The 13,772-nt window shown below is 48.0% G+C and carries 15 protein-coding genes; all 15 read right to left on the bottom strand.

All coding sequences use genetic code 11. From position 1 onward, the window contains the following. Positions 1-70: 70 nt before the first annotated feature. The 15 genes from PIL01S_RS25620 to trpE all read right to left on the bottom strand — a co-directional run bounded on the left by PIL01S_RS25620 (position 71) and on the right by trpE (position 13,753). Positions 71-493 carry a DUF2487 family protein gene (locus tag PIL01S_RS25620; RefSeq protein WP_127540306.1) on the bottom strand — a complete coding sequence of 141 codons (423 nt, stop codon included), beginning with the start codon at positions 491-493 and terminating at the stop codon, positions 71-73. Between the two features lie 153 nt (positions 494-646). Further along, positions 647-826, bottom strand: a complete 180-nt coding sequence (locus PIL01S_RS25615) for an IDEAL domain-containing protein (protein WP_095292837.1) — start codon at positions 824-826, stop codon at positions 647-649. A gap of 23 nt (positions 827-849) precedes the next feature. Next, entirely contained in the window at positions 850-1,356 is a 507-nt protein-coding gene (locus PIL01S_RS25610) for a gamma carbonic anhydrase family protein (RefSeq protein WP_127540304.1), read from the bottom strand. A gap of 46 nt (positions 1,357-1,402) precedes the next feature. Beyond that, positions 1,403-2,521, bottom strand: coding sequence for a hypothetical protein (locus PIL01S_RS25605; protein WP_127540302.1), 1,119 nt, complete (start codon positions 2,519-2,521; stop codon positions 1,403-1,405). Positions 2,522-2,756: 235 nt separating this feature from the next. After that, positions 2,757-3,356, bottom strand: a complete 600-nt coding sequence (locus PIL01S_RS25600; RefSeq protein WP_127540300.1) for a histidine phosphatase family protein — start codon at positions 3,354-3,356, stop codon at positions 2,757-2,759. A gap of 37 nt (positions 3,357-3,393) precedes the next feature. Continuing rightward, a complete protein-coding gene (locus PIL01S_RS25595) occupies positions 3,394-4,029 on the bottom strand; it encodes an anti-sigma factor family protein (protein WP_110758995.1) in 636 nt (211 codons plus the stop codon). Continuing rightward, the gene (locus PIL01S_RS25590; protein ID WP_127540298.1) at positions 4,026-4,619 is read right to left on the bottom strand and encodes an RNA polymerase sigma factor; all 594 of its coding nucleotides are present in this window, start codon (positions 4,617-4,619) and stop codon (positions 4,026-4,028) included. Before PIL01S_RS25590 ends, PIL01S_RS25595 begins: the two co-directional genes overlap by 4 nt. Positions 4,620-5,263: 644 nt before the next feature. Beyond that, complete coding sequence (locus tag PIL01S_RS25585) at positions 5,264-6,358, bottom strand: prephenate dehydrogenase (protein WP_127540296.1); 1,095 nt, start codon at positions 6,356-6,358, stop codon at positions 5,264-5,266. Positions 6,359-6,384: 26 nt separating this feature from the next. After that, entirely contained in the window at positions 6,385-7,485 is a 1,101-nt protein-coding gene (gene hisC / locus PIL01S_RS25580) for a histidinol-phosphate transaminase (protein ID WP_127540294.1), read from the bottom strand. 73 nt (positions 7,486-7,558) lie between these two features. After that, positions 7,559-8,365, bottom strand: a complete 807-nt coding sequence (gene trpA, locus PIL01S_RS25575; protein ID WP_127540292.1) for a tryptophan synthase subunit alpha — start codon at positions 8,363-8,365, stop codon at positions 7,559-7,561. Next, a complete protein-coding gene (gene trpB, locus PIL01S_RS25570; protein WP_127540290.1) occupies positions 8,362-9,561 on the bottom strand; it encodes a tryptophan synthase subunit beta in 1,200 nt (399 codons plus the stop codon). Before trpB ends, trpA begins: the two co-directional genes overlap by 4 nt. After that, positions 9,558-10,283, bottom strand: coding sequence for a phosphoribosylanthranilate isomerase (locus PIL01S_RS25565; protein ID WP_127540455.1), 726 nt, complete (start codon positions 10,281-10,283; stop codon positions 9,558-9,560). The genes trpB and PIL01S_RS25565 overlap by 4 nt, the downstream gene beginning before the upstream one ends. Positions 10,284-10,291: 8 nt before the next feature. Continuing rightward, positions 10,292-11,083: an indole-3-glycerol phosphate synthase TrpC gene (gene trpC / locus PIL01S_RS25560; RefSeq protein WP_127540288.1), complete on the bottom strand. Its 792-nt coding sequence runs from the start codon at positions 11,081-11,083 to the stop codon at positions 10,292-10,294. Beyond that, positions 11,073-12,146, bottom strand: coding sequence for an anthranilate phosphoribosyltransferase (trpD, locus tag PIL01S_RS25555; RefSeq protein ID WP_127540453.1), 1,074 nt, complete (start codon positions 12,144-12,146; stop codon positions 11,073-11,075). Before trpD ends, trpC begins: the two co-directional genes overlap by 11 nt. A 35-nt stretch (positions 12,147-12,181) precedes the next feature. Further along, positions 12,182-13,753: an anthranilate synthase component I gene (gene trpE, locus PIL01S_RS25550; RefSeq protein WP_127540286.1), complete on the bottom strand. Its 1,572-nt coding sequence runs from the start codon at positions 13,751-13,753 to the stop codon at positions 12,182-12,184. Positions 13,754-13,772: the final 19 nt, after the last annotated feature.

Raw genomic sequence — 13,772 nt, 5'->3', positions numbered from 1 at the left:
ACATTTTTAAGGTTCTATTGTAAGCGTTATTAAAAAAGTGTTGATAAATTGTCACATTTCCAGTCAGATGTTAATTTTTCCACATCTCGCGCACTTTTTCCCCGACATACCCTGCTATTTTCGCTTCATCTATTTCCTGAACCATTTGAGAACGATTAAAAACCAGATCTGCAGATGAAATTTTATCTTTCTCCAAAAAACCATCTGATGTCATTATCACCACATATTTGAATCCTGAGCGCTTCAGCTGCTCGCATATGGTGTTTAATGCCATTGACATTTCCGGAATAGCGAAATGGAATGCTGGATATGTCATGATCCTCCCTTTAAACGGGACTTCAATCAAATCCAGAAAATCTCTAAGCCTCTCTAGTACTTCCGTGGCTTCAGCCGGCGAATGATTTCCTGTAAGACCGGTGAATGGAATAAGGCATGTATCCAGATAGAGTTGCAGTTCAGCCCAGCTGTCTTGAGTCATCTCACTGAATTTCAATTCCCTATTTCCCCTCTCTATCCATTTTATTCCCATATTATATATGAGCAAACGATGTAAATCTATAGAGTTATTCGTAAATCTCTCCCTAAAAACACAAAAGGAAATGCGTAATCACGCATTTCCTTCTTATATGGTTGGATCATCAGTTCATCAGTTTATGGTTTTCAGTTCATCCGTCAGACTCCGGAAAGCTACTTCGTCTCCGGTAGCCAACGCCTTGTCGATTTCCATATACAGCTTCTCGCTACGCTGTTTACGAAGCGCTTCGTCCCACACCATCTCAGCAGCCAGCCCCAACATGACTTCATACGTAACTTTCATTTTATCCAATAGGATGCACCTCCAAAACGGATTTAAGAGCTCCTATATTCCTTACCTTTGGCAACATAACCAAGTGAAGTCCTCGACATCCGCTCAAGGTCGGCATCCGTCAATTCACGGATCACTTTGGCTGGTGTCCCCAGAGCCAGGGTATAGGGCGGAATTTTAGTATTTTCAGTTACAACAGAACCGGCCCCAATCAGTGTGTATTCACCAATTTCAGCTCCATTGAGAAGGATGGCTCCCATACCGATCAGTGAGCCTGTTCCAATGTGACAACCGTGAATAATCGCGGCATGTCCCACTGAAACGTCATCTCCCAGAATCAAAGGTTGATTCGTATTCACATGTCCAACAGCATTGTCCTGAATGTTACAACGTTGTCCGATCCATATTGGCGCCAGATCGGCCCGTAATACGGCATTGAACCAGACCGTAGAATCTGCACCTAACTTCAGGTCACCTATAAGTTTGGCCCCTTCAGCTACATACACCGAAGAATGAAGCTGCGGTTGTTGACCCTTGAATGGGATTATCATATCAGTATCACTCCTTAATTTGGGAGTGATTTTAGCAACTTGTCCCCTAAATGTCAAACACCAGAGGAGTCGTGTCACCAGACAGCGATCGGCAGGTTGCAGCGAGCCGCAAGCCCCATGCTGTCATTTGCACGGTACTCTCACCCTCCTGCTCTCCGAGGCGTAGCATCCCCAGATGCAGCATCATTTTGACAACTCTTGTTTCATAGATCGTCTCCGGTGTGTCGTAATAAAACGGCTGGATTAACGGGCCAATTTGTCGGAACAAGGACTCTGCGGTGGACCAACCAGGCGCACATTCTCCTGTCCAATACACAATGGAGGACAAGTTCGGAATAGCACCTTTATAAAGTCTTAACCAAAACCGAAATAGCTGTATCATCTCGGCTGTATTCTCTGCGCCCAGTTTTTCCTCACCGGCTGCAGTCAATTTCAGCAGCCCCTGTTCTTCCCGAACAAGCCGGTGGTGGAATGCATAGTCATATAGCAATGCAAACCGGTCAGGGTAATCCTTGAAGGAACGACCGTAGCCAAACCTCCATCCTGCTTTTCCAACCAATGTTTCACTGACATGAAGATGATCCATCACCTGCTGCTGAGAACGTCGGTACATCATGCCTTCTGCGTTCAACGTAATTTCATGCTGCTGCACAAACTGCAGGAACAACTTCAGATCGTCTACCAGCAGATGGTATTCATCTCGATACATCAGTGGTTCATTTGTCGTTTTAATACCCGCCTTCAGGTGTGCGGATAACACATCCCGGAACCTCATTTTCAAATCCTGGGGTACCTGGTATAGGTACTTCGTATGCTGTGTTGTTCCATTGAATAACCATCCACTCTTGGTGAACCGAACGATAAGATCTCGCGGACTGGCTCCGGACTCGCTATCTTTTTTGTCCATCGATTGACGGGCAATGGCGACAAGCTCCTCCATACCAAAGTATTGCCGAGGATCAAATAGCAGGTTGTTCAGGAAACGCAGATGGGCCATATTAAGTTCGCTGACCTGTTGCTCAAAAAATCGTCTACTGCCCAACGTTGTGAGAATACTCTGGATGAGTTCATGTTTGGAATTGGGTTTGCACTCACATTGGTAATAGTCCGCTATTCGATTAAGCTGGCCGATATCGGCAAAAGTTAGCATATCCGCTAGATTCATGGGTCCATCGCCTCGCCGTTAACTACTATTGGGCTACTGATTCGGGGCCGGAGTAGTTTGGTTTTGTAAACATGTTTGACGGAATTCCCATGATCTAAACCTCATTTACCAAATCTTTTATCTTTTTATTCATCCTATGCCCGAACTTGTCTGCTCAGAAGAAAAATGAGAGGCACAGAATGATACCAAACGACAGTTTCGCTGTTTCAAAACAAAAAAAACAACCTGAGTCCAATTACTCAGATTGTTTAGCTGCATCCAATGATAGATGTCGTGTGCAATTATATAACAAGGGACTCCAGTCATCCTGTTCTTTTTCCAGGATCGTAAGCGACAGGTTTCCAATTCGTTCCGTATAGCGGTCTTTGAACAAGGCAGACAACAGGTTTGCGAGAAAAGCGCCATGAGTTACAATCAAAATATTTTTGTCCTGATATGCAGCCCACAAATCTTCTAAAAACGCTAAAGCGCGAGTCTGTATATCAATAATCTGCTCCTGTCCCAGATCCAGCGTCTCCCAGTCCGTTCCCCAGCGGGTGATTCGTTCATCCGAGGTCAAACCTTCGATCTGACCGAAACCTCTTTCTTTTAAACGCGCATCTGGCTCAAGCATAGGCACGTCTAGCAATCCAGAGATAATCTCTCCTGTCTCCTGGGCCCGTGATAATCCACTGGTAATGATATAGTCCCATTGATAATCCTCTGTCAACAGACGGTGTCCCAGACGTTCTGCCTGCTGACGCCCTTCGGCATTCAATGGTATGTCTGTCTGCCCTTGGATACGCCCTGCAGCGTTCCAATCGGTAAGACCGTGACGAATAAGCCCAATTCGCATCTCATCCCTCTTTTCTATACGGCGAACGCCTGGTTAACTACGCACGCGCACCTTGTTTACGTTTGTTGGTCGTTCGATGCATCCGCCCCAGCGAAAACAAAGCCATGCCAATAGCGAGTAGTGACAAGGCCATCCAGTATCCCGGATACGCAGGTCCCATACTTACGACAAAGGGTTCAATAATGCTTCCTCTGTCGGCCCCTGGCATGTCGTACTGATACATACCTGAAGCAGTCAGATCGCTTCCAGCAACAGCTGTTTCGAGAATCCCCGTAGAAACGACGCTTTGCTGTTCAGCTTCTGATACCCCAGACTTAAACATCGCCATGTATAAGAAACTGCATAAAAAAATGGCCAGAAACGCAGCAATCCACAACGTCATATGCTTGCGGATCGCAGCAGAGAATCGATTCACTTTTGCCTCTTCAGGCAAAAGCCACGGGGACTCCGCATAAATGCGGTCCATTACGTTGCGATTGACTCTCTCTGCCTGCTGCTCTGTCACTGGTTCCGGTATGCTGTGCAGCAGCACTTGGGCTTCTTCCCAAACTTCAAACTGCTGCGAGCACTCCTCACAACCATCCAGATGAGCATGAAAAGCAAGCCGCTGAGGATGATTTGCCGGCAAGTCCCAGATCAGTGCAAACAAGTCCTGGGCTTCATTGCAATTCATCGGTTCTTCATCCCTTCATATGGCTCGTACACCGGTTCGAAGAAATAAGGTTCCAATTGGGTTTTTACGCTTGATCTTGCTCTGAACAATAACGATTTTACAGAACTGACGCTCTGCCCAAGAATATTCGCAATCTCCTGGTAGTCTAGTTGATCATATTCACGGAGTATGATGGCAGAACGCTGCTTCTCCGGTAAGTTGTTAATGGCATCTCTAACCAGCATGACCCGCTCACTGCGCAGTGCAGCATGCTCTGGGGCGTTCTCGGAAGGAGCAATGGGTACAACCCCGCTCTCTTCTAGAGGAACACTGCCACTGCGCTGTTTGCGCAGCTCACTCAGTACCGTATTTCTCGCAATGGTATATAACCACGTCGAGAATGAAGCATCAACCTCGCGGAATGAGTGTAAACTGCGGAATGCCTTATAGAAAGTCTCAGAACAGAGATCTTCCGCAAGCAGCTCCATATTGGAACTTTTCAACATATGATATACGAAAGCCAGTATTTTACGCTGATAACGACGCATCAGCTCGGAATATAACTCCAGGTTACCTTCCTTGATCTCTCGAATCAACTGGGAATCCGTCATTTGAGTGCGACCCCTCCTCGCCCATCCATGTGCTTCTCCCCGTTCGACTCTATCCATGTATTACCGAACAGGCACAAAAAAGTTGCGGTTCTCACCGCATAAAACAGCGTAAAGCCATATCAGGCCTCTACGCCAAATTCCCCTATGTAATGGCAATTTCCCCAACGTTTCTACATTAACAGTATTTATTGTACAACGGTCAGCAGCCTCCTGGCAAATTCTTTAGGATTTACAAAAGCCCGACCTGTCATTCTTATGCCTCTTATTTCACGAGTATGACGACATAAGACCCAATTGGCAAAATTGCACATTGCACACTCATTAGACGCAGAGTTATCCAAAAAGGTTTCAAAATTTTAACCTTTTTTTTCGATCCTTTTTTGGAGGATTTTATTTCCTGAATTTACGTAAGTTATAATTTGGTTTAACAAATTTTTATAAAGTGTTGACAAAATGAAAACGTATACATATAATAAAAGTACAGTATGGTTTCTCTCCACTCCTATCCAATAACTGTATTGCTCCACGTGAGCAATGGCCGCTTATGTAAGCGGTCTTTTTTTTGCCCTTCTTTAAGGACGTATCGTAACAACTGTTTATCAACACAGAAAAAAGGAGGGCTTTCGCCCTCTTTTTTTCTATCCTCATACCCAGACCTGATATCCCAGGGAATCCAATAAAGACTTCGCACGTTCCATATCCTCTTCCTGACGGAATGACAAACGCATGATGCCTGGCACATCAACCCGGTTCTCAATAATCTCCAGGTTGCTCAAGTTGATATCATGTGTCCCGAGCTCTGTTGCAATCTTACCAATCATCCCTGGTGCATCCTGAACGTCTGTATACAAGTCAAACAGCGGCGAGATCATGCCTTTACGCCGTTCTGGCAATACGCTGCGAAATTCACGGGCCTGACGAAATGCATCTTCGATTCCTGGGCCATTCTCGTTCTCCAGCATATCCGTAAAAGCAGACATCTGGCTGTTCCAGTCCTTCAATAGACCAAGGAGTACTTCACGATTGCTCAGCAGGATATCACGCCATACAATCGCATCACTGGATGCAATACGTGTGATATCACGGAACCCGCCTGCTGCCAACATTTTATACAGGGGATTCGATTCATTATATTCACGTACCTGATTCACGAGCGCTACTGCGATGACATGTGGCAAATGACTGATAGCTCCCACAATATCATCATGTAATAATGGCTCAACTCTGACGATCTGAGCCCGCGTATACGCTAGAAGCTCGGATAATCTGGCATATGCCTCTTCAGGAACATGTGCAGACGGAGTCAGAACATAGTACGCATTCTCGAAAAGTACGGCCGAAGCCGCGTCAACACCAGCACGCTCAGATCCGGCCATCGGATGACCGCCAATGAAGTAGGCATCGGTCATACGTACATGCTCAGCACAAGCAGCAATCGAAGCTTTGGTGCTGCCAACATCCGTAATGATGCATCCCTTTTTCAAGGGCAGCTTCGCCAATTGTTGAAAATATGATTCAAGCAAACCTACCGGAACGCACAAAAAAATAAAGTCGGCATCCTGCACCGCTTCTTCCAGAGAGAGTGTAGCGTCGTCCACTACACCACTCGCTATGTACTTTTCTTTCAATTCAGGTAGATGTGCATAGCCCATTACAGTTACTCCCGGCTTGCCTTTGAAGCAAAGCGCGAGAGATCCTCCAATGAGCCCCACACCAATCATTGCAATTTTTAATTTCATGAGACCTCACTCTTTCATCGCCGGTTTTAGTGGCTTGTTGTCGCCTTCTCAGCCAGCGTGTTCTCCAATGCCGTCACAAAAGCACGGTTCTGTTCTGGTTTGCCTACTGACACACGGATGTATGTTGGATAGACTTGGAATCCAGGGCGGACAATAATCCCTTGTTTGAGCAAGGATTGGAATGCATCCTTAGATGGCATATCCAAATCGACCAAGATGAAGTTTCCTTGTGACGCGAAGAACGGCAATCCAAGACGGGCAAACTCGTTTTGCAGATAATCACGTTCAGATGCATTCTGCTTCGCACATTCCTGAACAAATGGTTGGTCCAAAAGTGCAGCCGTTGCCGCTACCTGGCCAAAACGCGACGTATTGAATGGTTCACGTACACGGTTAATCAGGTCGATGACCTCCGGACGTGCAATGCCATATCCAATTCGTAGTGAAGCAAGGCCATAGATTTTGGAGAATGTCCGTAGAATGACCAGGTTCGGATAACGATCCAGCATGGAAATGGTTTGTGGATAAGCCGCATCCGTTACAAACTCATAATAGGCCTCATCCACCACAACCATTACATGAGCAGGTACCCGATCCATAAATGCTACAAGTTCCTGCTCAGAGATAATTGTCCCTGTAGGGTTATTCGGATTACATACCCAGATAACTTTGGTTCTATCACTAATTTCCGCGAGCATGGAGGACAGGTCATGCGTTCCATCTTGAAGCGGAACTTCAATTGTCACTGCGCCCTCAATGTCTGCATTGCTTTTGTACACGGAAAACGTCTGATCCGCCATGATGGTCTCATCGCCGGGAAGGAAGAAGGCACGGGTTATTAATGCAATAATCTCGTCTGATCCGCAGCCAAAAATAATGTTGTTCCGTTCCACGCCCAAATGCTTTGCCAGCACCCCTGTAAGCTCAACGGCGCTGCCATCAGGATACAGACTAACTTGGGCCAACTCTTTCGTAATGGCTTCCAGTACGGCAGGAGAGCTGCCATATGGATTTTCGTTGGAGGCCAGCTTGATCACTTGCTCAAGCCCCAGTTCACGTTTCACTTCTTCAATCGGTTTGCCCGGTTGGTACACAGGCAGATTGACAATCTGGGATTTCGGTTTCAACCCGACCGCCTCCTGTAGTTAAGTTATAAGTTACATGCCGAAACATGCAGGGCAATAACACGTCGTTATCTCCCTATCCTTTTAATTGTGCCACAAAGTTGCGAATTTGCAACAGCCCTGCCTCACGGGTATCCGGATTCCCAAGAAGAGGAATTGCTTCTTCCACCTGACGAACAATGGCACTCCCTACAACCACCCCGTCGCAGATGCGGGAAAAACGCTCTACTTGCTCATGGCTGGAAATGCCGAACCCTACCGCTACCGGAATATCTGTCAAACTTTTCACAGTCTCAATAAAACGCTCTACTCCGTCAAAGAAGGAGGCTCTTTCCCCTGTTACACCTAGCGAAGATACGCAGTAGATAAAGCCTCTCGCTCCATTAACGATACGCTCAATCCGCGCGTTGGACGTAGGAGCTACCAGCGGAACCAGATGCACGCCTGCCGCGTCCGCCCTGCGGCGCATCTCTTCTGCTTCCTCTATGGGAAGATCCGGAATAATCATGCCGCTAATATCGTGTTTGACAAGTTCATCAAAGAACAAATCAAGTCCCGTTTGCAGTACAGGATTGTAATACGTAAAGAGAACAAACGGCAGCTGTACCCCTGCCTCGCGTGCTTTGGCGGCTGTTTCCATGCAGGTACGAATGGAGATTTGGCTTTTCAGCGCACGCTCGGATGCACGCTGGATGACAGGGCCATCCGCAAGCGGATCGGAATAGGGAACCCCAAGCTCCAGGATGTCAGCTCCTGCCTGTTCAAGCTCCTTGATAATATCAATTGTCGTCTCCACATCGGGGTCACCAACGGTCAGAAACGGAATAAGTGCTGTACGATTTTGTTCCTTTAAACGCAGGAAGGTCTGGTCCATTAGGTTCATGACAAGTTCCCTCCCGTATATTTCATAATGGATTCAACATCTTTGTCTCCCCGACCGGACAGACAGATGACAACGATATCCTCTGCTGTAAGTTCAGGTGCAAGCTTAACGACCTGAGCCACGGCATGTGCAGATTCCAGTGCAGGAATGATACCTTCTGTACGACTGAGCAGCTGCAGGGCATCCAGCGCCTCCTGATCTGTAATCGGTACATATTTAGCACGTTCAATGTCTTTCAGATAGGAATGCTCCGGACCAACGCCAGGATAATCTAGACCCGCCGAGATGGAATGTGCAGGTTGAACCTGTCCATACTCATCCTGAAGCAAATAACTCATGGAACCCTGAAATACGCCATGTGTCCCTTTACTCATCGTCGCTGCGTGGAATTCAGTGTCCACACCTTTGCCGGCAGCTTCAACACCAACCAGCTTCACATCCTGATCCCCGATAAACGGGTAAAACATGCCAATTGCATTGCTTCCGCCTCCGACAGCCGCAACGATCACATCAGGAAGACGCCCTTCGATCTCCTGGATCTGTCTGCGCGTCTCATCCCCAATGACTCGTTGAAAGTTACGCACCATCATGGGATATGGATGAGGACCAACGACTGATCCAAGCACATAGAATGTATCCTCCACGTTGCTGACCCAGTAACGAAGAGCCTCATTCCCTGCATCCTTCAGTGTCCGTGTGCCCGACGTCACCGGAATCACTTCCGCCCCCAGCAGCTTCATCCGGAAAACGTTCAGTTGTTGACGCTCTGTATCTTCTTCGCCCATGAACACTTTACACTCAAGACCAAGCAGTGCAGCAACGGTTGCCGTTGCGACGCCATGCTGTCCCGCACCCGTTTCGGCGATGACTTTATTTTTACCCATACGTTTGGCAAGCAAGCCTTGTCCGATCGCATTGTTAATTTTATGTGCACCGGTATGATTCAAATCTTCCCGCTTCAGATAGATCTTCGGTCCTCCCAGATGGCGAGACAACTGTTCCGCATGATACAGCGGAGTCTCCCGTCCGGAATACTCACTCAGCAGATAGTTTAATTCCTTATTGAATTCATCGTCTTGAGAGTAACGATCATACGCCTCTTCCAATTCGATTAGAGCGTTCATTAGTGTCTCAGGAACAAAGCGGCCTCCGAAGGGACCGAATCGCCCGTGTTGATCCGGCAATTGATGTGTCATGCCTGCTTCACCCTTTCTACAAATGCTGTGATTTTTGCAATATCTTTCACGCCGTCAGACTCTACGCCGCTGGATACATCGACGCCGTCTGGTGCATAGGTCTGTATCAGTTGCTCTACATTATCCGGATGCAGCCCCCCTGCTACGAACAGAGCAATTCCATGTTGAATTGCCCATTCGGCATAAGCGGGAATACGATCCCACGCAAACGTCTTGCCGGAACCTCCTCCGTATAACGGATCAAAGGTATCCAGTAATATGGCATCCACAACGTTTTGATAAGGATCAAGTGCCTTCTTGGCAGTATCGTTCACTTCTGCAGCTGTTCCATCTTTGGGAAAAGAGAGAGCCTTGAATACCTCGGTGCCGAAACGCTGCTTCACCAGTCCGCAAAATTCCGGAGACTCCTGTCCATGCAGCTGAATAACATCCAGGTGAGCTGCTTCCATGACACTCTCCAGTTCTGTGATTGAAGGATTCACAAATACTCCCGCCAGTTTCGGACGATGAGAAGCATTCCAGTCCATGAGGACCGCTCTTAACTCGGCAGCCTTACCCGCATCAATTTGGCGACGGGACTCGGCAAAGACAACACCAATGTAATCAATCGGCAAGTTTATCATCGATTTTAGCACTTCAACGTCCTGAAGTCCACAAATTTTTACTGCCGCTGCCGATTCCCTAGGCGCCCCGTTATCTCTGCCGCCCACACCGTCATTCATAAGTTTATTCATCCTCTTGGCCCCATCAGTTCGTAAACGGCAGCTTCCACATCATCCTTACGCATCAGATGCTCACCGACGAGGATTCCCTGTACTCCAGCCTCTATAAGTGATCCTAAACGCTCTGGACCGTCAATTCCGCTCTCACTGATTAACGTTACGCCATCCGGAATCAGCTTCATCAGATCAAGCGTTGTACTTAAGCTGGTTTCGAACGTCTTCAGATTACGGTTATTGATCCCAACAAGAGTTGCCTGCGGAATCTCCAGTACCTGCTCCAGTTCCGTTCGGTCATGGACTTCAATTAAGACATCCAGTCCTATACTTTTGGCAAATGACAGATACTGACGGATCTGCTCTGGGGACAGGATGCTTGCAATCAACAAAATGGCATCTGCACCAAGCAATCTTGCTTCAGCGATCTGGCGCTCATCGATAATAAAATCCTTACGCAAAAGAGGAATATTCACTGCTTGATGAATGGCCTGCAAATATTCTCCACTGCCTTGAAAGTAGGAGACGTCCGTCAATACGGAAATACAATCTGCTCCTGCCCGTTCATAGGCTAATGCAATCTTTACCGGATGAAAGTCAGGACGTATTAGCCCTTTGGATGGTGATGCTTTTTTCACTTCGGCAATAAGTCCCAGGCTCCGATTACGATTCTTCGATAACGCCCGTTCAAACCCGCGGGTAACCGGCAATGTTTCAATCTGTTTTAATGCCTCTTCCATCTGAAAGGTTTGGGCCAATACTTCAACCTCTTGCTGTTTCGTTGCTACAATTCGATCAAGATACATGACTGTACGCCTCCGTTGTGTGTATTAGCTGTTCCAATTTCATCGCTGCTTTTCCGGAATCCACAGCATTAGCGGCCATGGTCACACCTTCCGCAACGGTCTCAGCAAGACCCGAAAGGTAGATGCATGCTCCAGCATTTAACAGAACGACATCACGGTACGCGCTCCGTTCTCCGTGAAAGATTCGTTTTATGATTTCGGCATTCTGGAGAGCATCTCCTCCAAGAACGGTCTCCAGCGGATGGAGCGACAACCCCATATCACGCGGGTCAATGTCGTACGTCTGAACTTCACCATTACGCAGTTCAGATACCTGAGTCGGTGCGGATATGCTGATCTCATCCAGTCCATCATGACTTGCAACGACGAGCGCTCTCTTTAGACCGAGACGATTGAGAACTTCTGCAATCATCGGCGTACGACTGCGGTCATACAGACCAAGGAGCTGCCGATCCGCACCTGCGGGATTAGTGAGAGGACCAAGCATATTGAAGATCGTACGTACACCGAGCTCTTTGCGTGGTGCAGCCGCATGTTTCATGGAAGGATGGTACACCTGAGCGAAACAGAAGCAAATTCCGATCTCATCCAGGCATTGTCTCGCCTGTTCTCCATCCAGATGAATGTTAACCCCCAGCGCTTCAAGAACATCCGCACTGCCTGCTTTACCTGAAGCAGATCGATTGCCATGTTTCGCCACTCGAACAGAGACTGCTGCCGCAATGATGGCTGAGGCTGTTGAGATATTGAACTTGTGAATCCCCGATCCACCGGTCCCGCAAGTGTCGAGCAGCTCGCTGCCATCGGTAAGAATCCGGCCGCCCTGTCCGCGCATCGCTTCGGCAAAACCGGTGATTTCATCCACCGTTTCCCCCTTCATTCGGAGAGCCATCAGCAACCCGCCGATCTGAGCCGGAGTCGCTTCACCCCTCATGATGGAGTACATCAAGTTACGTGCTTCCGCCTGCTCGAGATGGTTCCCCTCCAAAATTTTGGCAAGTCCGTCCTTCATTCCTTCGTTCTGGCTTAAGGCAGATGCGGATCTTTTGGAATCTTCATTCATCACAGGGTTCATATTCATATCCGGTCTCTCCTCTCTCAGTTCTGTACAGCCGTGGCTGGCGTCACAAAATAATCTGCATTGGCAAGTGTCAGGTGGTTATCTTTCCCCTTGGGAGGGAACATGGCCTCCGCTGTCCGGATTGCTTTAAGTAATGCTTTCGCCTTGTTGACTGTTTCCTCGTATTCACTTTCAGGTACCGAGTCCCATACAATGCCTGCTCCGGCCTGCACGTACGCTTTTCCTTTTTTGAAAATGATGGTTCGAATCGTAATGCAGGCATCCATGTTACCGGAGAACCCGAGATACCCGATAGCGCCTGCGTAGGCACCGCGTGCTTCTTTTTCAAGCTCTGCAATAATCTCCATCGCACGCAGCTTCGGTGCACCCGATACTGTTCCAGCTGGGAGACAAGAGAGGAATGCATCGAAGAAGTCCTTGTCTTCTCTAAGCTCGCCCGTCACGTTCGATACCATGTGCATGACGTGAGAATAACGCTCAATCTCCATGAACATGTCACACTTCACACTGCCAAATTTCGATACACGGCCGAGATCGTTGCGGCCCAGATCAACCAGCATGAGATGTTCCGCCCGCTCCTTCTCATCCTGCAGCAGATCGGCTGCAAGAGCACGATCCTCCGCTTCTGTTGCACCTCTTGGACGTGTGCCGGCAATCGGCCGTGTCTCCACACGATTTCCGTCCACCTTCACCAGAGCCTCTGGTGAGGTCCCGACAATGATTTCATCATCCATTTTCAAATAATACATATAGGGCGATGGGTTCAGTGTCCGAAGTACACGATACACATGAAGCGGGGAAACTTCAGTATCGATGTGGAAGCGCTGCGACAGCACGACCTGAAAAATATCACCTGCACGGATATATTCCTTGGCTTGCTCCACATTACCGATAAACTGTTCCTTAGTTAGGTTGGAACGAATATCCCCCAGATCAACGTCTCCCGGAATGGATCGCGGATTCAGGTTTTCCCCTGGTCCCTGCTGCTGCAAGCGCTCAGCGGCCTGCTCAAGCTTCTCTGATGTCACTGCATAAGCTTTCCGGATGTCCTCATCCGTTGCTCCTTCTTTGACATGAACGTTGCCGACAAGCAGCATTTGCTGTTTCACGTGGTCAAACACAATAATCTGGTCACAGAACATGAAGCGAATATCATCCATATTCAGATCATCCAGCGCATGAGCCGGAAGCTTCTCATAATATTGCAGCAGATCATATCCAAAAAAACCAATCGCTCCGCCTGTAAATGGCGGCAGTTCGTCGTCTTTGGGACTACGGTACTTGCGCAGCAGCGCTTTTAGTTCTTCAATGGGTTTGCCCGGCAGCTCGCGCTTCTGGCCAGCTTCTTCCACTTCCATCCGGCCCTTTTTGGCCGAAATCATCAGAAACGGATCCGTACCAATGAAAGAATACCTTGCCCACTGAATACCACCCTCCACACTTTCCAGCAGGAACGCCCGGTCATTCTCAGCATAACGGCGGAAAATCCGGATAGGTGTTTCCATATCAGCCAAAATCCGTTTGACTACCGGAATCAGATTGTATTCACTCGACATTTTCAGTACTTGATTAACGTTTGGCGTTATCATCAGATCACGTCCTTTCAGA

The organism is Paenibacillus illinoisensis NBRC 15959 (genome assembly GCF_004000925.1).
Classification (GTDB): Bacteria; Bacillota; Bacilli; order Paenibacillales; family Paenibacillaceae; genus Paenibacillus; species Paenibacillus illinoisensis.
This window is presented reverse-complemented; position numbering and strand designations above follow the sequence as displayed.

Coding starts and splice junctions, on each gene's coding strand:
- PIL01S_RS25595 (WP_110758995.1), bottom strand. CDS start 4,029: ATGAATTGCAATGAAGCCCAGGACTTGTTTGCACTGATCTGGGACTTG.
- PIL01S_RS25605 (WP_127540302.1), bottom strand. CDS start 2,521: ATGAATCTAGCGGATATGCTAACTTTTGCCGATATCGGCCAGCTTAAT.
- trpE (WP_127540286.1), bottom strand. CDS start 13,753: ATGATAACGCCAAACGTTAATCAAGTACTGAAAATGTCGAGTGAATAC.
- PIL01S_RS25565 (WP_127540455.1), bottom strand. CDS start 10,283: ATGAATGACGGTGTGGGCGGCAGAGATAACGGGGCGCCTAGGGAATCG.
- PIL01S_RS25590 (WP_127540298.1), bottom strand. CDS start 4,619: ATGACGGATTCCCAGTTGATTCGAGAGATCAAGGAAGGTAACCTGGAG.
- PIL01S_RS25610 (WP_127540304.1), bottom strand. CDS start 1,356: ATGATAATCCCATTCAAGGGTCAACAACCGCAGCTTCATTCTTCGGTG.
- trpD (WP_127540453.1), bottom strand. CDS start 12,146: ATGAATGAAGATTCCAAAAGATCCGCATCTGCCTTAAGCCAGAACGAA.
- PIL01S_RS25600 (WP_127540300.1), bottom strand. CDS start 3,356: ATGCGAATTGGGCTTATTCGTCACGGTCTTACCGATTGGAACGCTGCA.
- trpB (WP_127540290.1), bottom strand. CDS start 9,561: ATGACACATCAATTGCCGGATCAACACGGGCGATTCGGTCCCTTCGGA.
- trpA (WP_127540292.1), bottom strand. CDS start 8,365: ATGAACCTAATGGACCAGACCTTCCTGCGTTTAAAGGAACAAAATCGT.
- PIL01S_RS25585 (WP_127540296.1), bottom strand. CDS start 6,358: ATGAAATTAAAAATTGCAATGATTGGTGTGGGGCTCATTGGAGGATCT.
- trpC (WP_127540288.1), bottom strand. CDS start 11,083: ATGTATCTTGATCGAATTGTAGCAACGAAACAGCAAGAGGTTGAAGTA.